The sequence below is a fragment of the Cronobacter malonaticus LMG 23826 genome, from assembly GCF_001277215.2.
In the GTDB taxonomy this organism is placed as follows: domain Bacteria; phylum Pseudomonadota; class Gammaproteobacteria; order Enterobacterales; family Enterobacteriaceae; genus Cronobacter; species Cronobacter malonaticus.
The window spans coordinates 3,921,682-3,944,756 of sequence record NZ_CP013940.1 but is presented as its reverse complement, the minus strand read 5'-3'; the positions used below and the strand labels follow the sequence as shown (position 1 = coordinate 3,944,756).

General features: G+C 57.5%; 15 protein-coding genes, 1 rRNA gene and 1 riboswitch. Of the genes, 12 read left to right on the top strand and 4 right to left on the bottom strand.

All coding sequences use genetic code 11. The features are described from left to right. The first annotated feature begins 28 nt into the window (after positions 1 to 28). Together AFK66_RS18465 and AFK66_RS18460 are read left to right on the top strand one after the other, a co-directional pair. Positions 29 to 2,698 carry a fimbria/pilus outer membrane usher protein gene (locus AFK66_RS18465; RefSeq protein ID WP_023899653.1) on the top strand — a complete coding sequence of 890 codons (2,670 nt, stop codon included), beginning with the start codon at positions 29 to 31 and terminating at the stop codon, positions 2,696 to 2,698. Positions 2,699 to 2,805: 107 nt separating this feature from the next. Continuing rightward, positions 2,806 to 3,897, top strand: coding sequence for a fimbrial protein (locus AFK66_RS18460; protein WP_007779306.1), 1,092 nt, complete (start codon positions 2,806 to 2,808; stop codon positions 3,895 to 3,897). A 66-nt stretch (positions 3,898 to 3,963) separates the two neighbouring features. Here AFK66_RS18460 and ppc read toward each other — a convergent pair whose 3' ends face one another. Then, positions 3,964 to 6,615, bottom strand: coding sequence for a phosphoenolpyruvate carboxylase (gene ppc, locus AFK66_RS18455; RefSeq protein WP_023899652.1), 2,652 nt, complete (start codon positions 6,613 to 6,615; stop codon positions 3,964 to 3,966). Positions 6,616 to 7,207: 592 nt separating this feature from the next. After that, positions 7,208 to 8,359, bottom strand: coding sequence for an acetylornithine deacetylase (argE, locus tag AFK66_RS18450; RefSeq protein WP_023899651.1), 1,152 nt, complete (start codon positions 8,357 to 8,359; stop codon positions 7,208 to 7,210). Positions 8,360 to 8,539: 180 nt separating this feature from the next. Here argE and argC point away from each other — a divergent pair, with 180 nt between their 5' ends. From argC to oxyR, 5 genes are all read left to right on the top strand, one after another. Beyond that, positions 8,540 to 9,544 carry an N-acetyl-gamma-glutamyl-phosphate reductase gene (gene argC, locus AFK66_RS18445; protein ID WP_007779300.1) on the top strand — a complete coding sequence of 335 codons (1,005 nt, stop codon included), beginning with the start codon at positions 8,540 to 8,542 and terminating at the stop codon, positions 9,542 to 9,544. Between the two features lie 14 nt (positions 9,545 to 9,558). Beyond that, a complete protein-coding gene (gene argB, locus AFK66_RS18440) occupies positions 9,559 to 10,335 on the top strand; it encodes an acetylglutamate kinase (protein WP_105609486.1) in 777 nt (258 codons plus the stop codon). A 26-nt stretch (positions 10,336 to 10,361) separates the two neighbouring features. Next, the gene (locus tag AFK66_RS18435; protein WP_004386940.1) at positions 10,362 to 11,579 is read left to right on the top strand and encodes an argininosuccinate synthase; all 1,218 of its coding nucleotides are present in this window, start codon (positions 10,362 to 10,364) and stop codon (positions 11,577 to 11,579) included. 215 nt (positions 11,580 to 11,794) lie between these two features. Further along, complete coding sequence (gene argH, locus AFK66_RS18430; RefSeq protein WP_007779295.1) at positions 11,795 to 13,168, top strand: argininosuccinate lyase; 1,374 nt, start codon at positions 11,795 to 11,797, stop codon at positions 13,166 to 13,168. Between the two features lie 279 nt (positions 13,169 to 13,447). Further along, positions 13,448 to 14,365, top strand: a complete 918-nt coding sequence (oxyR, locus tag AFK66_RS18425) for a DNA-binding transcriptional regulator OxyR (RefSeq protein ID WP_004386937.1) — start codon at positions 13,448 to 13,450, stop codon at positions 14,363 to 14,365. Here the strand turns inward: oxyR and sthA are convergent. Continuing rightward, positions 14,348 to 15,748, bottom strand: coding sequence for a Si-specific NAD(P)(+) transhydrogenase (gene sthA, locus AFK66_RS18420; RefSeq protein WP_007779293.1), 1,401 nt, complete (start codon positions 15,746 to 15,748; stop codon positions 14,348 to 14,350). The two genes, oxyR and sthA, sit on opposite strands and share 18 nt — an antisense overlap. Positions 15,749 to 15,941: 193 nt before the next feature. On the opposite strand from sthA, the gene fabR reads away from it, so the two are divergent. Next, on the top strand, positions 15,942 to 16,580 hold the full coding sequence (fabR, locus tag AFK66_RS18415; protein WP_007779290.1) for an HTH-type transcriptional repressor FabR: 639 nt from the start codon (positions 15,942 to 15,944) through the stop codon (positions 16,578 to 16,580). A 10-nt stretch (positions 16,581 to 16,590) separates the two neighbouring features. Beyond that, positions 16,591 to 16,950 carry a YijD family membrane protein gene (locus AFK66_RS18410; protein WP_007704281.1) on the top strand — a complete coding sequence of 120 codons (360 nt, stop codon included), beginning with the start codon at positions 16,591 to 16,593 and terminating at the stop codon, positions 16,948 to 16,950. Between the two features lie 29 nt (positions 16,951 to 16,979). On the opposite strand, the gene trmA is transcribed toward AFK66_RS18410, so the two are convergent. Next, a complete protein-coding gene (gene trmA, locus AFK66_RS18405; RefSeq protein WP_032983253.1) occupies positions 16,980 to 18,080 on the bottom strand; it encodes a tRNA (uridine(54)-C5)-methyltransferase TrmA in 1,101 nt (366 codons plus the stop codon). 118 nt (positions 18,081 to 18,198) lie between these two features. Continuing rightward, positions 18,199 to 18,383, top strand: a riboswitch (cobalamin riboswitch). A gap of 70 nt (positions 18,384 to 18,453) precedes the next feature. On the opposite strand from trmA, the gene btuB reads away from it, so the two are divergent. From btuB to AFK66_RS18390, 3 genes are all read left to right on the top strand, one after another. Beyond that, positions 18,454 to 20,307 carry a TonB-dependent vitamin B12 receptor BtuB gene (gene btuB / locus AFK66_RS18400; RefSeq protein WP_032983254.1) on the top strand — a complete coding sequence of 618 codons (1,854 nt, stop codon included), beginning with the start codon at positions 18,454 to 18,456 and terminating at the stop codon, positions 20,305 to 20,307. After that, complete coding sequence (murI, locus tag AFK66_RS18395; RefSeq protein WP_032968493.1) at positions 20,252 to 21,103, top strand: glutamate racemase; 852 nt, start codon at positions 20,252 to 20,254, stop codon at positions 21,101 to 21,103. The genes btuB and murI overlap by 56 nt, the downstream gene beginning before the upstream one ends. Positions 21,104 to 21,469: 366 nt before the next feature. Continuing rightward, positions 21,470 to 23,011: ribosomal RNA gene (locus AFK66_RS18390) — 16S ribosomal RNA — on the top strand. Positions 23,012 to 23,075 lie beyond the last annotated feature (64 nt).

The window sequence follows — 23,075 nt, the reverse complement described above, 5'->3', positions numbered from 1 at the left end:
TCAATTATCACCGTAAAAGAGAAGCGCGATGAAAAACAGGTTTCGCCAGGGAGAGGCTGCGACGTTCTCTCCAGGCATTATGGCTGTAATTATTTGTCTGCTGGCGACGCCGGGGAAGGCACAGGAGTTGCCGGGAAAGTCTGAACAAGCACCGGTCGATATCGCAGAGCATGTCGAATTCGATAATATTTTCCTGAATCTGGAAAATAAAAATGCGGTGGATTTAAGCCGTTTCGCTAATGGTGCGGCGGCGCTACCGGGTCGTTATCGCGCGGTAATTTATATTAATGGGCAGGCGACGCTCACCAGTGAAATCGATGTTGTGTCACAGCCGGATAAAACCAGCCGCGTCTGCCTGACGCCCGACCTGATTAAGACTATCCCGTTTAATTATGAAAAATTGCCGAAGGATTTTCTGACCCCTTTTCAGCAGGGGGAGCAGTGCCTCGATCTGGAAAAGAAGCTACCGCATTCAGAAATCGCGTTTGATACCAGCGAGCAGCGACTCGACATTTCCGTCCCGCAAATTTACCTGCTGCATAACGCCCGCGGTAGCGTAAACCCGGAGCTGTGGGACAGCGGTATCCCGGCGCTGATGCTCGGCTATAACATGAATGGCTACTCCAGCCACGCTAACGGCAAAACGCTCGATTCCTTTTATTCAAGCCTGGAGGGCGGGCTGAACGTTGGTGCCTGGTATCTTCGTCATAACGGCTATTACAGCTATATGGAAGAGGGCGAGCGGCAATACAGCAGTATCAGCACCTATCTGCAACGTGATATCCCCGTTATCAAAGGGCGCGCGCTGGTCGGGGAGACCAGTACCCAGGGCCAGGTATTCGATACGTTGCCTTTTAAAGGCGTTCAGGTCGCGAGCGACGAGCGCATGCTGCCGGAATCGCAGCGCGGCTACGCGCCGGATATCCGCGGCGTGGCACGCACCAACGCGCGCGTTACGGTGCGCCAGAGCGGGCAGACTATCTATGAAACCACCGTCGCGCCCGGCGAATTTGCGATTAACGATCTCTACCCGACCGGCTACGGCGGCAACCTGGACGTGACCGTCTATGAAGCCGACGGCAGCGAGCAACATTTCCAGGTACCTTATGCCTCGGTGGCGCAGCAGTTGCGTCCCGGCGCGCTGCGCTATTCCATGGTGGCGGGTGAGTATCGCAACGATTCGCTGCGTAGCAAACCGGCGCTGTATCAGGCCACTTACCAGTACGGGATCTCCAACCGTCTGACGAGCTATGGCGGCGTCCAGGTGAGCCAGGGCTATTACGCGCTGCTGGTCGGGATGGCCTTTGGCACGCCCATCGGCTCGCTGGCGCTGGACGTCACCCAGGCGCGTACGCATCTGGCAAATGATAAGTCATTTCTGGGCCAGCAACGCGCCGACAGCCTGAGCGGGCAGAGCTATAAACTCAGCTTCAGCAAAGATATCACGGAGACCCGCAGCAACATTTCGCTGGCGGCGTATCGCTTCGCCACCAGCCAGTACATGGATTTTCAGACTGCCATGCTGACGCGCGACGCGGTCGATCGCGGCGAGTCGCCGGACAGCATCCTGCGAATGAAAAACCAGTTCGTGGCGACGGTGAGCCAGGGGCTGGATGACGGCTGGGGGCAGTTTTACCTCAGCGGCTCGTTGCAGGATTACTGGAACAAATCAGGCTCTGACAAGCAGTTCCAGGTTGGCTACAACAACAGCTATAAAAGCCTGACATACGGCCTGACGGTGAGCCGTACCTATAGCGAACAGAACGAAGGGCAGACGAACTATTTGCTGACGATGAGCTTCCCGCTGGGCGGGAACTTTGAGCAGCACACGCCCCACGCGCATATCGATTTAACGCGCGACAGTAACGGCCATGACGGTCAGCAGGTCGGCGTTTCCGGTTCGCTTGGCGACTATAACCAGATGAACTACAGCGTTACCGCGATGAACGGCGATCAGGGGCAAGGCACCAGCGGCTCCTTCAACGCCGACTACCGCAGTCAGGTGGCGTCAGTCAGTGGCGGCTACAGCGTGGGCGATGACTACAGCAGCGTGTCGCTTGGCGCGACCGGCACCATCATTGGTCATTCCGGTGGCCTGACATTTACGCCTTATACCTCAGATACCTTCGCGCTGGTTGAGGCGAAAGGCGCGCGCGGCGCGGCGGTGTCTTCTTATCCCGGCGTGTTTGTGGATGGTCGCGGCTATGCCGCCGTGCCATATCTCGACCCGTACCAGTTCAACGACATCACCGTCGATCCGAAAACCGCGCCGGTGAATGTAGAGCTGGAGAACACCTCGCAGAAAGTGGCGCCGTATCTCGGGGCTGTGGTGAAGCTCACCTACAAAACCAATACCGGCACGCCGGTACTTATCGCCTCGCAGTATCAGGGGGAACCGGTGCCGTTTGGCGCGGTGGTGTTTGATGCCGAAGGCAACCAGGTGGGTTCGGCAGGACAGGGCGGGCTGGTCTATGCGCGCGTTGGTAACAACCAGGGGCAGCTTACGGTCAAGTGGGGCGAGAGCGTGGGGATGCAATGCCTTATCAGCTATCTACTGATGCCGCAGGCGGAGGGGCAGCGCCAGTCGATTCAGCGTTTCGATACGCCGTGTCTGCCGCCCTCGGGCATGGCGTCTTCCTCATCGCCGTTGCAGCTCTCCACCGACCGGCGTCGGCAGGCTGCGCTCACGGCCGGATAACGCCGGCCTGCGGGCCGGCCAGTAACACATTTCCTGCGTCAGAAAAGATGCACGGTAAAGAGGGAATTATGGCTGTAAGGAAAAGCGTTTTATCACTTGGGGCCGGAATGCTTCTGCTGCTGTCGTTCGGCGAAAACGTGCTGGCTTCTACCTCCTGTTCGTATCACTCCGGCTCGCACGCGATGAGCGTGACGCTGCCGATTAACGGAACGATTTCCGTCGGCTCTGACGCCTCTGACGGACGCACGCTCTACCGGCTGCATTACATGCCCAGCGCGCCGGTCAAAATTGACTGTCTCTCGACCGACAGCGTGCCTTACGACGTTTCGTATGATTACCGCTGGACCAGCACGCCGCACGGGCTTTCACCGTGGAACGGGCCGCCGTTCCCGGGCAAAGTCTGGGACACTAATCTGCCGGGCGTCGGGGTCGCGGTATGGGCGCAGGGTGACAAAAGCGTCGCCATTCCGGGAACGTATTACATCGATACCGTTCATCCGCAGCCCAATCAGAACGTTAACCATACGGTGAACAGTGAGTTCTGGCTCTATCTCATCAAAACCGGCCCTGTTCAGCCGGGATATGTGAATGGCCAGGATCTGCCGTCGATGGCGATTGATTTCATCGCGTCAGGTGCCTCGGGCAGCCCGCTTAACGCGCTGAAAATCAACTTTACCGGTTCGGTGAATATCGCCGCGCTCTCCTGTACCACGCCGGATGTTAACGTGAAGCTCGGCACCTGGAGCGCGGAGAACGATTTCAGCGGCGTAGGGAGCGGGACGGAGTGGCGCGATGCGTCGATTACCCTGACCAACTGCCCGCGCGCCTGGGGTATCCGTACCAATATCAACGCCAATGACAGTGGGATCACCTCCATGGGTAACGCCTCGCCAAACCCGGTGTGGATAACGATGAAACCTTCCACAACGGTGATTGACGCGAACAACGGTATCTTCTCCGTGACGCCGGGCAGCGACAGCGCCAGCGGGGTAGGCATTCAGATAGCCAAAGGCAACGTGTCGGATGCGTCGCATGAGCCGATGGTGCTGAACACCTACAACAATAACTACTGGAATCTGAGCACGGATGATGTGAATACGCACCGCATTCCGTTTGTGGCGCGCTATGTTCAGACGGAAGACCGTATGCGCCCCGGCAAGGCAAACGGCGCGATTACATTTACGGTGCTCTACTACTGACGCTGACCGTTGCGCCCATAAAAAAGCCCCGGCATGCCGGGGCTTTTTAGCTTCTGAGGTGTGTCATCAGCCCGTGTTGCGCATTCCTGCCGCGACGCCTGCGATGGTGACCATCAGCGCCTGCTCAACGCACGGGTCGGCGGGTTTGCCTTCTTCCTCGGCCAGGCGTGAACGGTGCAGCAGCTCTGCCTGGAGCACGTTCAGCGGGTCGGTGTAGATATTGCGTAGCTGGATGGACTCGGCAATCCACGGTAAGTCCGCCATCAGATGCGAGTCGTTGGCGATATCCAGCACCACTTTAATATCTGCTTCCAGCAACTGGCGCAGCTCACGGCCAAGCGGCCAGAGTTCCTTTTTCACCAGACGCTGATCGTAGTATTCCGCCAGCCACAGATCCGCTTTGGCAAAGACCATCTCCAGCATGCCGAGGCGCGTGGAGAAGAACGGCCAGTCGCGGCACATGGTTTCCAGTTCGTCCTGTTTGCCATCTTCCACCACTTTTTGCAGCGCGGCGCCCGCGCCCAGCCAGGCGGGAAGCATCAGCCGGTTTTGCGTCCAGGCGAAAATCCACGGAATGGCGCGCAGCGATTCGACGCCGCCGGTCGGACGACGCTTGGCCGGGCGTGAACCGAGCGGCAGTTTGCCGAGCTCCTGCTCCGGCGTGGCCGAGCGGAAATATGGCACGAAATCCTTGTTTTCGCGCACGTAGCCGCGGTACATGGTGCAGGAGATGTCGGACAGTTCATCCATGATGTGACGCCAGCCGGCTTTCGGCTCCGGCGGCGGCAGCAGGTTAGCTTCCAGAATGGCGCTGGTGTAGAGCGACAGGCTGCTGATGGTGACTTCCGGCAGGCCATATTTAAAGCGGATCATCTCGCCCTGTTCGGTCACGCGCAGGCCGCCCTTCAGGCTGCCCGGCGGCTGGGAAAGTAGTGCCGCGTGCGCCGGTGCGCCGCCGCGGCCAATGGAGCCGCCGCGCCCGTGGAACAGCGTCAGCGCGATACCCGCTTTCTCGCAGGTTTTGATCAGCGCGTCCTGCGCCTGGTACTGCGCCCAGGAGGCGGCCATCACGCCCGCGTCTTTCGCGGAGTCGGAATAGCCAATCATCACCATCTGTTTGCCCTGAATAAAGCCGCGATACCAGTCGATATTCAGCAGCTGGGTCATCACGTCATTGGCATTGTTCAGGTCGTCGAGCGTTTCAAACAGCGGGGCGACCGGCAGCGCGAAGCCAATACCCGCTTCTTTCAGCAGCAGGTGAACGGCCAGCACGTCGGACGGCGTTTTCGCCATGGAAATTACGTACGCGGCGATCGAGCCTTTCGGCGCTTCGGCGATCACTTTGCAGGTATCCAGCACTTCGCGGGTGTTATCGCTCGGCTCCCACTGGCGCGGCAGCAGCGGACGTTTGGAGTTGAGTTCGCGAATCAGGAACGCCTGTTTGTCGGCTTCCGACCAGCTTTCATAGTCGCCAATGCCGAGATAGCGGGTCAGCTCGCCCAGCGCTTCGGTGTGGCGGGTGCTTTCCTGACGGATATCGATACGCACCAGCGGCACGCCGAAGGCTTTAACGCGGCGCAGGGTGTCGAGCAGTTCGCCGTTGGCGATGATCCCCAGACCACAGGCGACGAGCGATTCATAACAGGCGTAGAGCGGTTCCCAGAGCTGTTCGTTTTGGGTCAGCAGGCCCTGCGGCTTCGGCAGCTTCTGGCCTTTCAGGCGCGCTTCAAGCCAGGCCTGGGTCGCGAGCAGCTGCGCGCGCAGCCCTTTCAGCAGGTAACGGTAAGGCTCCTGCGCGCCCTCGGTGCCGACATATTCGCGCAGCGCGTCGCTGCACTCGACCATCGAGAGCTCGGAAATCAGCACCTGGATATCTTTCAGGAACAGGTCGGTCGCTTTCCAGCGGCTTAGCAGCAGAACGTGACGGGTGATATCCGCGGTGACGTTCGGGTTGCCGTCGCGGTCGCCGCCCATCCAGGAGGTGAAACGCACCGGCACGAAATCCACCGGCAGTTTGTAATCGAGATGCGCTTCGAGCTGTTCATTCAGCTCGCGCAGATAATTCGGCACACCTTCCCAGAGGCTGTTTTCCACCACCGCAAAACCCCATTTGGCCTCGTCCACCGGGCTTGGGCGATTTTTGCGAATTTCATCGGTGTGCCAGGACTGCGCGATAAGCTGGCGCAGGCGGCGCATGATCTGGTTGCGCTCGTAATCGGCGATATCTTTGTGGTCGAGTTGTTTTAAGCAGTTGTTAACTTCGACCATTTTGTGAATAAGCGTGCGGCGGGTGATCTCGGTCGGGTGCGCGGTCAGCACCAGTTCCAGCGACAGCGCCTCTACAGCCTGACGGATGGCGGTTTCGTTGATGTCGGGCTGATCTTTAAGCTTACGCAGGGTGCGGGCGATAATTTCCGGGTTGCTGGCGGCTTCGCCTTTCGGCGAAATGCTGTGGTATTGCTCGGCGGTGTTGGCCAGGTTCAGGAACTGACTGAACGCGCGGGCCACCGGCAGCAGTTCATCGTTGGAAAGGTTTTGCAACGTGGTTAACAACGCCTGGCGGTCTGCTTCATTGCCAGCACGGGACGACTTCGACAACTTGCGGATTGTTTCTACGCGGTCAAGGATGTTTTCTCCCAGCGCATCCTTGATGGTATCCCCGAGCAACTTGCCGAGCATACTGACATTGCTTCGCAAAGCGGAATATTGTTCGTTCATATAACCCCAGACACCCCATCTCAATTATGTTTAATACCCGTCGTCTTTCGCGCCGCAGGCGCGTTGGCCGCGCCTGGCGACCCCGGTCACTTACCGATGTAAGCTCCCGGGGCTCACCAGGCTTGCCGCCTTCCTGCAACACGAAATCCTTGGGTATAGGTTCTGCAAAAATCAGGACACCGAAAAGCGATAGCTTTTACTTACGTCCGAAAGTTCAGGCTTGAATGACTTCTTACTTTATAAAGCCACGTGAAATCCCGTTCGTCAATTGCTGCGAAATCGCTTCAGCAGGTGAATAAACCGCGGCAATTTATGAAAGTTAATTCACGTTATTGCAGATAAGTAACGCTTATGAACATAGCGTGCAGGTGCGCGGCGCGATGTTCAGTCACACGCGCTGCGGCTGGGCGTAAAAGCAGTGAAATGGGCTGCATGTGACGAGCGGGATGGCGGGTGCGCGTGGCTTACCCGCCCTACGGTGAAGCGGTGGCGCTACAACGGCGGGTGCGTGTGGCTTACCCGCCCTGGGGGGCGGATGTGGATTTTCGTAGGGTGGATAAGCGCAGCGCATCCACCATAATATTCAGGGCACTCAGTGCCAGCAGAAGTGGTGCACCACCTGCGAAATCAGCTCGCGGGTAGGCTTGATAAACCGCGTTTCCAGATATTCATCCGGCTGGTGGGCCTGATTAATCGAGCCGGGGCCTAACACCAGCGTCGGGCAAATCGTCTGAATAAACGGCGCTTCGGTGCAGTAGTTCACCACATCGGTTTGCGCGCCGAGCAGCTTTTCCACCACCTGCACCAGCTTATGATCCGGCGGACATTCATAGCCGGGAATTGGCGGATGCAGATCAAACACCGTCAGGCGGCCCGGCCAGCGCAGGCTCACTGGCTCCAGCGCCTCGTTCAGCAAGCCGCTTAAATCGTCAAGCGTCATGCCCGGCAGCGGACGAATATCCATATGCAGTTCGCAGCAGGCGCAAATGCGATTCGACGCGTCGCCGCCGTGGATATGGCCGAGGTTAAGCGTCGGGTAAGGCACCGTAAACGCGTCATAGTGATAGCGTTCTTTGAGCGAATCGCGCAGTTGCATAATGCGCCCGATGGCGTCATGCATCAGCTCGATGGCATTCACGCCGCGCTCCGGGTCGCTGGAGTGGCCGGATTGCCCCTGTACGCGAATGGCGCTGGAGATATGGCCTTTATGGGCGCGGATCGGCTGGAGCGACGTCGGCTCGCCGATGATGGCGCAGTCTGGTCGCAACGCGGTCGTTTCAGCGAAATAGCGCGCGCCCGCCATGCTCGTCTCTTCATCGGCCGTCGCCAGGATGTAGAGCGGTTTTTTCAGCTGCGTCACATCCACGTCACGCAGCGCATCGAGAATAAACGCGAAAAAGCCTTTCATATCGGCGGTGCCAAGCCCGAACAGCTTGTTGTCATGCTCGGTCAGCGTGAAAGGGTCGCGCGTCCAGCGCCCGTCGTCGAAAGGCACGGTATCGGTATGCCCGGCCAGCAACAGGCCGCCCGCGCCGCTGCCGGTGCTCGCCAGCATATTGAATTTATTGCGCGTACCGGGGACCGGCTGTACTTCGACCTGGAAGCCGAGACTGCCAAACCAGCCCGCCAACAAATTGATTAAAGTCGCATTACTCTGATCAAGCGCGCTGTCGGTGGCGCTGATGGAAGGCGTGGCGATAAGCGCGCGGTAAATCTCGATAAATGGCGGTAATTTCATTTTCACTGTTGACAGACCTCAGGTCGTGATAGTATCAATATTCATGCAGTATTTATGAATAAAAATACATTAACGTTGAGCGTAAGGGAACCGCCGGGTTCCGGTGAAGACGATACGCTCGCGGACGCGGCAACGGCCCGGAGGCCCGCGCCTGAAATACATGACGGTAGAAGGTATCCAGCCCCGATGTTGAACACGCTGATTGTTGGCGCCAGTGGTTATGCCGGCGCAGAGCTTGCGACCTACGTGAATCGCCATCCGCATATGAACATAACCGCATTGACGGTCTCAGCGCAAAGCAATGATGCGGGAAAGTTAATCTCCGATCTGCATCCGCAGCTGAAAGGCGTGCTTGACCTGCCGCTGCAGCCGATGAGCGACATTCGCGAGTTCACCGACGGCGTGGATGTGGTGTTTCTCGCCACCGCCCATGAAGTCAGCCACGATCTCGCGCCGCAGTTTCTCGATGCGGGCTGCGTGGTATTCGACCTCTCCGGCGCCTTTCGTGTTAACGACGCCGCGTTCTACGACAAATTTTACGGATTCACGCACCAGCACCCGGAGCTGCTGGCGCAGGCGGTGTATGGCCTGGCGGAGTGGAACCGCGACGCGCTGAAGGAAGCGACGCTGGTGGCGGTGCCGGGATGCTACCCGACCGCGGCGCAGCTTTCGCTGAAACCGCTGATTGACGCCGGTTTGCTGGATCTCAATCAGTGGCCGGTGATTAACGCCACCAGCGGCGTGAGCGGCGCGGGGCGGAAAGCGGCTATCTCCAACAGTTTTTGCGAAGTGAGCCTTCAGCCTTACGGCATTTTTACGCATCGCCATCAGCCGGAAATCGCGAGCCATCTGGGCGCGGAGGTAATCTTCACGCCGCACCTCGGCAGCTTCCCGCGCGGCATTCTGGAAACCATCACCTGCCGCCTGAAGCCGGGAGTGAGCACGCAGCAAGTCGCTGCCACCTTCCAGGACGCTTACGGCGACAAACCGCTGGTGCGGCTGTATGACAAAGGCGTGCCCGCGCTGAAAAACGTGGTGGGCCTGCCGTTTTGCGATATCGGCTTCGCCGTGCAGGGCGAACATCTGATCGTGGTCGCCACGGAAGATAACCTGCTGAAAGGCGCCGCCGCGCAGGCGGTGCAGTGTATGAATATTCGTTTTGGCTTCGCCGAAACGCAGTCTCTTATTTAACCGAGTCAGGTGTGATGATGAACCCGTTAATCATTAAGTTAGGCGGTGTGTTGCTCGACAGCGAAGAGGCGCTGGAGCGTCTTTTTACCGCCCTCGTTAACTACCGCAAGGAGCATCAGCGCCCGCTGGTCATCGTTCACGGCGGCGGCTGCCTCGTTGACGACCTGATGAAGCAGCTCAACCTGCCGGTGAAAAAGAAAGACGGCCTGCGCGTCACGCCTGCCGATCAAATCGACATCATTACCGGGGCGCTGGCGGGCACCGCCAACAAGACGCTGCTCGCCTGGGCGAAAAAACACGGTATCGCCTCCGTCGGCCTGTTCCTGGGCGACGGCGACAGCGTCAGCGTGACGCCGCTTGATGAAGAGCTGGGCCATGTGGGCCAGGCGCATCCCGGGTCGCCGAAGCTGATTAACGCGCTACTGGAAAACGGCTTTATGCCGGTGATTAGCTCGATTGGCGTCACCGACAACGGCGACCTGATGAACGTGAACGCCGACCAGGCGGCCACGGCGCTTGCTGCGACGCTTGGCGCGGATCTGATTCTGCTCTCCGACGTAAGCGGCATTCTGGACGGCAAAGGCCAGCGCATCGCTGAGATGACCTCTGCGAAAGCCGAGCAGCTTATCGCGCAGGGCATTATCACCGACGGGATGATCGTTAAAGTGCACGCGGCGCTGGACGCCGCCCGCACGCTGGGCCGCCCGGTAGACATCGCCTCCTGGCGCCACGCGGAGCAGTTGCCCGCTCTCTTTAATGGCGTGTCCATCGGCACGCGCATTTTGGCCTGATTACAAATTTTTAAAGGAAAAAGACAATGCAAAATCACGGCATCAAAAAAGTGGTTCTCGCTTACTCCGGCGGCCTCGACACCTCTGCCATCATTCCGTGGCTGAAAGAAAACTATGAAGGGTGCGACGTGGTCGCCTGCGTGGTCGATATCGGCCAGGATCGTGACGATCTGAAAGGCGTTGAGCAGAAAGCGCTGCGCTCCGGCGCGTCTGAGTGCTATGTGGTCGATGCGCGTGAAGAGTTCATCAAAGATTACGTGTATCCGGTGCTGCAAACCGGCGCGCTGTATGAAGGCAGCTATCTGCTGGGCACCTCGATGGCGCGTCCGCTGATCGCCAAAGCGCTGGTGGACGTGGCGAAGAAAGTCGGCGCCGACGCGCTGTGCCACGGCGCGACGGGTAAAGGCAACGACCAGGTGCGTTTTGAATCCGCCTGGGCGGCGCTGGCTCCGCATCTGAAAGTTATCGCCCCGTGGCGTGAGTGGAACCTGCGTTCCCGTGAAGCGCTGCTGGATTACCTGAAAGCGCGCGATATCCCGACCACCGCATCGCTTGAGAAAATCTACAGCCGTGACGAGAACGCCTGGCATATCTCCACCGAAGGCGGCGTGCTGGAAAGCCCGTGGAATGCCCCGAACCAGGATTGCTGGGTCTGGACGGTCGATCCTAAAGACGCGCCGGATGAGGCGGAGCAGGTGACCGTGACCGTTGAGAAAGGCAACGTGGTTGCGGTTAACGGCGAGCATCTGACCCCGTTTGGCTGCCTGGAAGTGCTGAATAAAATCGGCGCGAAGCATGGCGTGGGCCGTATCGATATCGTGGAAAACCGTCTGGTGGGTATTAAATCCCGCGGCTGCTACGAAACCCCGGGGGGCACCATTATGATGGCGGCGCTGCGCGGCGTTGAGCAGCTGGTGCTGGATCGCGATAGCTTTAAATGGCGTGAGCAGGTGGGCCTTGAGATGTCTTATGTCGTGTACGACGGCCGCTGGTTCGCCCCGCTGCGTCAGTCCCTGCAGGCGGCGGCGCAGTCGCTGGCTGAACAGGTGAGCGGCGAAGTGGTGCTGGAGCTCTATAAAGGCCGTGTCACCGCGATTCAGAAGAAATCGACCAACAGCCTGTATAACGAAGAGTTCGCGACCTTCGGCGAAGACGAAGTGTACGATCACAGCCACGCGGGCGGCTTTATCCGTCTATTCTCCCTCTCTTCACGCATCCGTGCGCTGAATGAGCTGAAGAAGTAATCTGCCGTTGCGTGGATGGCGGGTGCGCTGACGCTTACCCGCCCTACGCCCGGTAAGGGGGCGCAGGTAAATGAAGCGCCCCGCCGCAGAAAAGCAGCACAATGTTTGTAGGGCGGGTAAGCAAAGCGCACCCGCATTTAAGAGATAACCAGAACAGTCGTAGTGCGGGTAAGCAAAGCGCTCCCGCCATTGCAAGACAGATAACGGAGCGGATTATGGCACTTTGGGGCGGACGTTTTACTCAGGCGGCAGACGGGCGGTTTAAACAATTTAATGACTCTCTGCGCTTTGACTACCGACTCGCCGAGCAGGACATTATCGGCTCCGTGGCCTGGTCTAAAGCGCTGGTCACCGTCGGCGTGCTGACCGCGCAGGAGCAAAGCCAGCTTGAAGGCGCGCTCAATACGCTGCTGGAAGAGGTGCTGGAAAACCCGCACGCGATTCTGGAAAGCGACGCGGAAGATATTCACAGCTGGGTAGAAGGCAAGCTTATCGACAAAGTCGGCCCGCTCGGCAAAAAACTCCATACCGGACGCAGCCGTAACGATCAGGTTGCGACTGACCTGAAGCTCTGGTGCAAAACCCAGGTGCACGCGCTGCTGAGCGCCACACGCCAGCTCCAGCAGGCGCTGGTGGTGACCGCCGAGGAAAACCAGGATGCGGTGATGCCGGGTTACACCCACCTGCAACGCGCCCAGCCGGTGACGTTCGCGCACTGGTGCCTGGCGTATGTCGAAATGCTGGCGCGCGATGAAAGCCGCCTGAAAGATACGCTGAAACGTCTCGATGTCAGCCCGCTTGGCAGCGGCGCGCTCGCCGGTACGGCGTATGAGATAGACCGTGAACAACTGGCGGGCTGGCTCGGCTTCGCAAGCGCCACCCGCAATAGCCTGGACAGCGTTTCCGATCGTGACCATGTGCTGGAATTGCTGTCGGACGCCGCCATCAGCATGGTGCATCTGTCGCGCTTTGCAGAAGATCTGATTTTCTTTAACTCCGGCGAAGCGGGGTTTGTCGAGCTGTCCGATCGCGTGACGTCCGGCTCCTCGTTAATGCCGCAGAAGAAAAACCCGGACGCGCTGGAGCTTATTCGCGGCAAATGCGGCCGCGTGCAGGGCGCGCTCACCGGCATGATGATGACGCTGAAAGGTCTGCCGCTCGCCTACAACAAAGATATGCAGGAAGATAAAGAAGGGCTGTTCGACGCGCTCGACACCTGGCTTGATTGCCTGCATATGGCGGCGCTGGTGCTGGATGGCATTCAGGTGAAACGTCCGCGCTGCCAGGAAGCCGCGCAGCAGGGCTACGCTAACGCCACGGAGCTGGCGGATTATCTGGTCGCCAAAGGCGTGCCGTTCCGCGAAGCGCACCACATTGTGGGCGAGGCGGTGGTAGAGGCGATTCGTCAGGGCAAACCGCTGGAAGATCTGGCGCTCGGCGACCTGCAAAAATTCAGCCCAGTAATCAGTGACGATGTGTACCCGGTGCTGTCGCTTCAGTCGTGTCTTGATAAGCGCGCGGCGCAGGGCGGCGTGTCGCCTGTGCAGGTGGCGCAGGCCATTAGCGCGGCGAAAACGCGACTGGCATAATTGCGAATGGCAGAAGAAAGCCCGGCGGATGTCGGGCTTTTTTTATGCACCCCGAAACGCAGGCAAAAAAAAGCGGACTTACTGTCCGCTAAATAGTTCACGTTGGCTTTAGTTATACGGCTAACAGAGAGACTCTGTGTGCGGGTTATCACTCAGTGAGGGTAACGAGTGATGTTCTCCGCGGCTGAGGCTATTATTCACTTTCGTGCTTGATAGGGATAATCGTTGGTTGCTATGCTATCTATCGCCATGAACTATCATGGCGGCGGAGGATGAAGAATGAATATTCGTGATCTTGAATACCTGGTGGCTCTTGCCGAACATCGCCATTTCCGGCGTGCGGCGGACGCCTGCCACGTGAGTCAGCCAACCCTGAGCGGTCAAATCCGTAAGCTTGAAGATGAACTCGGCGTGATGCTGCTGGAACGCACCAGCCGCAAAGTGCTGTTCACGCAGGCGGGGCTGCTGCTGGTAGACCAGGCGCGTACCGTTTTACGTGAAGTTAAAGTGCTGAAGGAGATGGCGAGCCAGCAAGGCGAAACCATGTCCGGCCCGCTGCATATTGGCCTTATCCCGACCATCAGCCCTTATCTGCTGCCGCAAATCATCCCGATGCTGCACCAGACGTTCCCCAAACTCGAAATGTATCTGCATGAAGCGCAGACGCATCAGCTGCTGGCCCAGCTCGACAGCGGCAAGCTCGACTGCGCTATTCTTGCGCTGGTGAAAGAGAGCGAAGCCTTTATCGAAGTGCCGCTGTTTGATGAGCCGATGCTGCTGGCGGTCTATGAAGATCACCCATGGGCGGGACGCGACCGCGTGCCGATGGGCGAACTGGCGGGCGAAAAACTGCTGATGCTGGAGGACGGCCACTGCCTGCGCGATCAGGCGATGGGCTTTTGCTTCGAAGCAGGCGCGGATGAAGACACGCATTTCCGCGCGACCAGCCTTGAGACGCTGCGCAATATGGTGGCGGCAGGCAGCGGCATTACGCTTTTGCCTGCGCTCGCCGTACCGCCGGAACGTCATCGCGACGGCGTGGTTTATCTGCCCTGCGTGAAGCCGGAACCGCGACGCACCATTGGTCTGGTGTATCGTCCGGGCTCGCCGCTGCGCAGCCGCTATGAGCAGCTCGCAGAGGCCATCCGCAAACAGATGGATGGCCGCTTCGATAGCGCGTTAAAACAGGCGGTTTAAGCCGTTCAGCGCGGCGACCCGATAGGCTTCCGCCATCGTCGGGTAGTTAAAGGTGGTGTTAACGAAGTACTCAATGGTGTTACCGCCACCTTTCTGCTCCATAATCGCCTGGCCGATATGAATAATCTCGGCCGCGCGCTCCCCAAAGCAGTGAATTCCCAGAATCTCTTTGGTTTCGCGGTGGAACAAAATCTTCAGCGTGCCCACGTTCATGCCCACAATTTGCGCACGCGCCAGATGTTTAAACTGCGCGCGACCCACTTCGTAAGGCACTTTCATGGCGGTGAGCTGCTGTTCGGTTTTGCCGACGGAGCTGATTTCCGGAATGGTGTAAATGCCGGTTGGAATATCTTCCACCAGGTGCGCCGACGCCACGCCCTGCACCAGCGCCTGCGCGGCGATGCGGCCCTGATCGTAGGCGGCGGAGGCCAGGCTCGGATAACCGATCACATCGCCCACGGCGTAGATGTGCGGTAGCGCGGTCTGGTACATGCTGTTGACTTTCAGCAGCCCGCGGCCATCGGCCTCCAGCCCGATATTCTCCAGCGCCAGCGAATCGGTGTTACCGGTGCGTCCGTTTGCATAGAGCAGACAATCGGCTTTTACTTTCTTGCCTGATTTCAGGTGCACAATCACGCCGTCATCCACGCCTTCGATACGCTCATACTCTTCGTTGTGGCGAATCACCACGCCGCTGTTCCAGAAGTGGTATGAGAGCGAATCGGACATCTCCTGATCGAGAAACGCCAGCAGGCGGTCGCGGGTGTTGATGAGATCCACCTTGACGTTCATCCCGCGGAAAATCGACGCGTATTCACAGCCGATGACGCCCGCACCGTAAATAATCACGTGGCGTGGCTCATGGTGCATGCTGAGGATGGAGTCGCTGTCGTAGATGCGCGAGTGGGTGAAATCCACATCGTCCGGGTGATAAGGACGCGAGCCGCAGGCAATCACGAATTTCTCTGCGGTCAGGGTCTCTATTGAGCCGTCGTGACAGGTCAGCTCAATCGTATGCTCGTCAATAAAACGCGCGTCGCCTTGCAGGATCTGGCAGCGGTTGCGCTCATAAAAGCCCTGGCGCATGTTGGTCTGCTGATTGATCACGTTGTCGGCGTGGTTGAGGATGTCGGCGAAAGAAGAACGGAGAGGACGGGAGTGGGCGCTGTATAACGGGTTCTGGTTAAATTCAATGATACGGCTGACGGCGTGGCGCAGCGCTTTCGACGGGATGGTGCCCCAGTGGGTGCAACCGCCGCCGACATTATGGTAGCGCTCTATCACGGCTACCGTGGCGCCCTGTTTCACCAGGCCCATCGCAGCGCCTTCGCCGCCAGGGCCAGAGCCAATCACTATTACATCATAATCGTAGGTTTGTGGCATGGTAAGGCTTACCTTGTTCTTATACATAAAAGCAACAGAATAGTAACATCACCCAAAGAATAACCCAATTCTCCCTGTGCGTTTTGCCATCTCTGGTAGCCTCCGCTTCGTAAACAATCATTCACAATCCGTTATAAACCCGGTAGTTTTAAAACTGGTATAGTGCCGTTTCAACAGGAAGGAATCAGGCAACGTGATGGGCGTCAGAGCGCAACAAAAAGAACGAACCCGGCGGTCGCTGGTGGAAGCCGCGTTTAGTCAGCTAAGCGCGGAAAGAAGTTTTGCCAGCCTGAGCCTGCGCGAAGTGGCGCGCGAGGCCGGTATCGCGCCGACCTCGTTTTACCGGCACTTTCGCGATGTGGATGAGCTGGGTCTGACGATGGTGGATGAAAGCGGGCTGATGCTGCGCCAGTTGATGCGCCAGGCGCGCCAGCGTATCGCTAAAGGCGGCAGCGTGATCCGCACGTCAGTCTCCACCTTTATGGAGTTTATCGGCAATAACCCGAACGCCTTCCGGCTGCTGCTGCGCGAGCGCTCCGGCACGTCTGCGGCGTTTCGCGCTGCGGTGGCGCGTGAAATCCAGCATTTCATCGCGGAACTTGCCGATTATCTGGAACTCGAAAATCATATGCCGCGCGCGTTTACCGAGGCCCAGGCAGAGGCGATGGTGACTATTGTCTTTAGTGCTGGCGCGGAGGCGCTGGACGTAAGCCCGGAACAGCGCGGGCAATTAGAAGAGCGGCTGGTCTTGCAGTTGCGCATGATTTCCAAAGGCGCTTACTACTGGTACCGTCGCGAACAAGAAAAGATGGCGCAAAATTCCGATAAGTGAAGGACGAGCAATGAGAACCACGACACAAGAAAAGGGTACGCTGCTGCTGGCGCTGTTAGCCGGCCTGTCAATTAACGGCACCTGCGCGGCGCTGTTTAGCTCCATCGTGCCTTTCTCGATTTTCCCGATTATTTCCCTGGCGCTGACGGTGTACTGTCTGCATCAGCGTTACCTTAACCGCACGATGCCGGTGGGCCTGCCGGGCATTGCCGCCGCCTGCTTTATTCTGGGCGTGCTGCTTTACAGCGCCGTGGTGCGCGCCGAATACCCGGCGATTGGCTCTAACTTCCTGCCGTCGGTGCTGTCAGTAGTGCTGCTGTTCTGGATTGGTTTTCGCCTGCGTCGGCGCAAAGCGCGCTACGAAGAGTGAAGAAAAGGGCGCCGCGGCGCCCTTTTTTATTAGCGGCGCGTTAACAGCACGCCGCATTCCATGTGGTGGGTGTAAGGGAACTGATCGAACAGCGCGAGGCGCTCAACGCGGTGCGTCTGGCTTAGCGTGTCGAGGTTCTCGCAAAGTGTTTGCGGGTTGCAGGAGATATAAAGGATGCGCGGATACGCCTGCACCATTTTGACGGTCTCCTGATCCAGCCCGCTGCGCGGCGGATCGACGAAGATCGTCTCGCACTGATAGCTTTTCAGGTCGATCCCCTGCAGGCGGTTAAATTCACGTACGCCGTTCATCGCCTGGGTAAATTCTTCTGCCGCCATGCGGATAATCTGCACGTTGTCGATATGGTTGGCCGCAATGTTGTATTGCGCGGCGGCGACGGACGGCTTGGCGATTTCTGTCGCCAGCACGCGATTAAAGTTGCGCGCCAGCGCCAGCGAGAAGTTGCCGTTACCGCAGTAGAGTTCCAGCAGATCGCCCTTTGAACCCTGCGTGACATCCAGCGCCCACTCCAGCATATGAATATTCATCGCCGCGTTTGGCTGGGTAAAGCTGTTCTCCACCTGGCGATAAATCATCTCCGTGCCCGCTATCGGCAGGCGCTCGTCGATGTAATCCTGATCGAGCATGATTTTGGTTTTTGTCGCGCGGCCAATAAAGTGGACGTCGAAGCCGTCGGCGCGCAGCGCATCGCGAAGACGCGTCGCCTCTTCACGCCAGGCGTCATCCAGCGCGCGGTGATAGAGCAGCGAGACGACCGCCTGCTGGCTGCGGGTGGTCAGGTAGTCAATCTGGAACAGCTTATGGCGCAGCGTGCGATTGTCGCGAATGCCCGCGATCATGCGCGGCATCAGGGCGTTAATCAGCTCGCTTGCCGCCGGGAAACTGTCGACGCGAATGCGGCTGCGCGTCTCCTGATCGAAAATGATGTGGTAGAGGTCGTCGCCGTCATGCCAGAGGCGGAACTCGGCGCGCATGCGGTAGTGGCTTACCGGCGAGCGGAACACCTCCGGCGCTGGCGCGGCGAAAGGCGCCATCATGCTTTGCAGGCGCTCGGTTTTTTCGGCCAGCTGTGCGTCGTATTGATCGATAGGGAGATGTTCAGGGGTCATCATGCGTCCTGGGTGATAAAAATTTACGCCGGGATTGTAGGGAATGCGGGCGTGATGTCCAGCGTTGATTGTTTTTGCATCATCACAGATGGAAGTCTGGACTTCTGTCTGGCGCTCCATGTAGCATGCCGTTTCCGGTCTCCTGTGAGTGAAAAGGGAATCCAGTGCGAATCTGGAGCTGACGCGCAGCGGTAAAGACAGGTGGGATGAACGCGTTCGCAGACACTGCCGGCCCGCCGGTGGGAAGTCCTCATCCGTAACACACCTCCAAGCCCGAAGACCTGCCGGAGTCACGTCGCATCTTGCGCGCTTATCGCGTTCTATTAAGTGCGCCTGCGGCATCCTATACGTTAAGCGGATGCTTACATTAATGATGATAAAAAAAATCTCGCTGCTGACGACGCTTTCCGTCACGGCGTTTTCTGGCTGGGCGCAGGATAGCGGCTCAGATTCTCTGGTCGTGACCGCCAACCGTTTTCAGCAGCCGGTGAATACGGTGCTGGCGCCGACTGATGTTGTGACGCGTGAGCAAATCGATAAATGGCAGTCTAAAACGGTGCTGGATGTATTGCGTCGTTTGCCTGGCGTGGATATTTCACAAAACGGGGGAATGGGGCAGCTCGCTTCCGTTTATGTCCGCGGCACGGATTCACGCCACGCGCTCATCCTGATGGACGGCGTACCAGTTTCTCGCCCAAACCTTTCCAATGACTCAAATCTTTATCAAATCCCGGTGTCGCTAATTCAGCGTATTGAGTTTATTCGCGGGCCGCGTTCTGCGGTATATGGCTCCGGAGCCATTGGGGGCGTGATTAATATCATCACGCAGAGTGATGATGAAGTGTCACGGATTGATGCTGGCGTCGGTTCTAAGGGCTATCAGGAATATTCGGGCACGCTGCGTCAGCGTTTTGGCGACACGGTGGTAACGGCGATGGGGGCGTATCAGACGACTCACGGATTTAACGTTCAGCCGGGTTCGACATGGAGCCATGATAGCGACCGCGACGGTTATCGTAATAAAACGTTTTTTGGCAGCCTTCAACATCATTTCTCTGACAACGTTGAGGGTTTCTTTCGCGGCTATGGTTATGCCAATAATGCTGATTACGATGTAGGGAGCCCGCCATTTTCTCCGGCGTACAGCGCGGATGAAAACCAATATGACAATCAGTCATGGGACACCGGATTACGATATAACGCCGACATCTACTCTTCTCAGCTCATCGCCAGTTTCCAGAAGCTGAAAAGCTATAACTACAGCAGCCTTTATGGCCGTTACCAGGATGGTACGACGCTTGATCGCATGGAGCAGCGTTATATTCAATGGGGTAACAACCTTGTTGTCGGCCACGGTTCTGTCAGTGCCGGAGTAGACTGGAAGCAAGAAAAACTCACGTCAGTAACGCAGGCTGATACTGACCGCTATAAACGCGATACGACGGGGATTTACCTTACCGGCCAGCAACAGGTGCTTGAGCACGTCACGCTCGAAGCATCAGGTCGTGAAGATCATGATGAGCAGTTTGGCTGGCATGGCACCTGGCAGACCGCTGCTGGATGGGAGTTTACTGATGGCTACCGCGCCACCCTTTCATATGGTACAGGATTTCTGGCGCCGGGCCTGACCCAGCAGTTTGGGTCGCCGCAGTATGGCATTGCGTCCAACCCGGATCTTCAGCCGGAAAAATCCAGACAGTGGGAAGCAGGCATTGAAGGCATCACCGGTCCGCTGGACTGGCGCTTGTCGACGTGGCGGTACAAAATTGACAACCTGATAAGCTATAACAATGACGCTTATTACAACGTCAAATCCGCCACGATTAAAGGGGTGGAGTGGACGGGCAATCTGACCACCGGGCCTGTAAGTCATCAGCTTACTTTGCAGTATATCGACCCACGTGATGATGAAACTCATGAGCGTTTACAGCGCCGCGCCAGACAACAGGTGAAATACGATCTCAGCGGTGAAATCTCTGATTTTGGCTGGGATGTCACTTACCAGTATATCGGTGAGCGCGAAGATACTAACTTTAATACTTTCCCATCAGAAAAAGTGAAGCTCGGCGGCGTCAGCCTGTGGGATGTCGCGGTTTCATATCCGGTCACCTCTCGCCTTACAGTTCGTGGTAAAATAGCTAACCTGTTCGATAAAGATTACGAGACGGTTTATGGCTACCAAACTGCAGGACGGGAGTACAACTTGTCAGGCAGCTACACCTTCTGAGGCTCGCCCAACCATCCTGGTTTTTGACTCCGGCGTGGGTGGGCTTTCTGTTTATGATGAGATCCGGCAGCTCCTGCCGGATCTGCATTACATCTATGCCTTCGATAACGTTGCATTTCCTTACGGTGAAAAGAGCGAAGCGTTTATCGTTGAGCGCGTGGTCGAGATTGTGACTGCCGTTCAGTCGCGCTACCCGCTGGCGCTCGCCGTTATCGCTTGCAACTCTGCCAGTACGGTATCTCTCCCTGCCTTGCGTGAAAAATTCGCGTTTCCTGTGGTGGGCGTGGTGCCTGCTATCAAACCGGCCGCGCGTCTGACGGCGAACGGCGTGGTAGGGCTGCTCGCGACCCGCGGAACCGTTAAGCGTCCTTATACGCATGAGCTGATTGCGCGCTTCGCCAATGAATGCCAGATAGAAATGCTGGGATCGGCGGAGCTGGTGGAAATTGCCGAGGCGAAACTGCACGGTGAACCGGTCTCGCTGGAGGCGCTGCGCCGCGTGCTACGCCCGTGGCTGCGTATGCCGGAGCCGCCGGATACCGTCGTGCTTGGTTGTACGCACTTCCCGCTACTGGCCGACGAGCTGTTGCAGGTGTTGCCTGAAGGCACCCGGCTGGTGGATTCGGGCGCGGCGATTGCGAGACGCACCGCGTGGCTGCTGGAGCATGAAGCGCCGGATGCATGTTCTTCTGATAAGAATATTGCGTACTGCATGGCATTAACGCCGGAAGTTGCGCAATTAATGTCCGTTTTACAGCGTTATGGCTTCAATAAGCTCGAAAAACTGCCAGTTTAAGGATGTTTTGCACAAAAAAGAGACAGTTGAAAACTTTTTTGAAATTAGGGGTTGTCAGGCGAAGAGAACTCCCTATAATGCGCCTCCACTGACACGGCACAACGGCAAACGAGCCGGCCCGTCAGGCAGACGAAAGCGAAAATAAACGCTTGACTCTGAAAGAGGAAAGCGTAATATACGCCACCTCGCGACAGCAGGCTGAATGCCGCGTCGCACCGCTCTTTAACAATTTATCAGACAATCTGTGTGGGCACTCGGGGCACTGATATCTTAACGTCTTCGGACGATAAACGAATATCAAGTCTCAAGTGAACAACAGTTAATTCATTACGAACTAACAGTTTAATTCTTTGAGCATCAGACTTTTAATTGAAGAGTTTGATCATGGCTCAGATTGAACGCTGGCGGCAGGCCTAACACATGCAAGTCGAACGGTAACAGGGAGCAGCTTGCTGCTCTGCTGACGAGTGGCGGACGGGTGAGTAATGTCTGGGAAACTGCCTGATGGAGGGGGATAACTACTGGAAACGGTAGCTAATACCGCATAACGTCTTCGGACCAAAGTGGGGGACCTTCGGGCCTCATGCCATCAGATGTGCCCAGATGGGATTAGCTAGTAGGTGGGGTAACGGCTCACCTAGGCGACGATCCCTAGCTGGTCTGAGAGGATGACCAGCCACACTGGAACTGAGACACGGTCCAGACTCCTACGGGAGGCAGCAGTGGGGAATATTGCACAATGGGCGCAAGCCTGATGCAGCCATGCCGCGTGTATGAAGAAGGCCTTCGGGTTGTAAAGTACTTTCAGCGGGGAGGAAGGCGTTGTGGTTAATAACCACAGCGATTGACGTTACCCGCAGAAGAAGCACCGGCTAACTCCGTGCCAGCAGCCGCGGTAATACGGAGGGTGCAAGCGTTAATCGGAATTACTGGGCGTAAAGCGCACGCAGGCGGTTGATTAAGTCAGATGTGAAATCCCCGGGCTCAACCTGGGAACTGCATTTGAAACTGGTCAGCTTGAGTCTCGTAGAGGGGGGTAGAATTCCAGGTGTAGCGGTGAAATGCGTAGAGATCTGGAGGAATACCGGTGGCGAAGGCGGCCCCCTGGACGAAGACTGACGCTCAGGTGCGAAAGCGTGGGGAGCAAACAGGATTAGATACCCTGGTAGTCCACGCCGTAAACGATGTCGACTTGGAGGTTGTGCCCTTGAGGCGTGGCTTCCGGAGCTAACGCGTTAAGTCGACCGCCTGGGGAGTACGGCCGCAAGGTTAAAACTCAAATGAATTGACGGGGGCCCGCACAAGCGGTGGAGCATGTGGTTTAATTCGATGCAACGCGAAGAACCTTACCTGGTCTTGACATCCAGAGAATCCTGCAGAGATGCGGGAGTGCCTTCGGGAACTCTGAGACAGGTGCTGCATGGCTGTCGTCAGCTCGTGTTGTGAAATGTTGGGTTAAGTCCCGCAACGAGCGCAACCCTTATCCTTTGTTGCCAGCGGTTCGGCCGGGAACTCAAAGGAGACTGCCGGTGATAAACCGGAGGAAGGTGGGGATGACGTCAAGTCATCATGGCCCTTACGACCAGGGCTACACACGTGCTACAATGGCGCATACAAAGAGAAGCGACCTCGCGAGAGCAAGCGGACCTCATAAAGTGCGTCGTAGTCCGGATTGGAGTCTGCAACTCGACTCCATGAAGTCGGAATCGCTAGTAATCGTGGATCAGAATGCCACGGTGAATACGTTCCCGGGCCTTGTACACACCGCCCGTCACACCATGGGAGTGGGTTGCAAAAGAAGTAGGTAGCTTAACCTTCGGGAGGGCGCTTACCACTTTGTGATTCATGACTGGGGTGAAGTCGTAACAAGGTAACCGTAGGGGAACCTGCGGTTGGATCACCTCCTTACCTGAAAGATACAACCTCGCGTGCTCACACAGATTGTCTGATAGAAAGTAAAGAAGCAAAACCT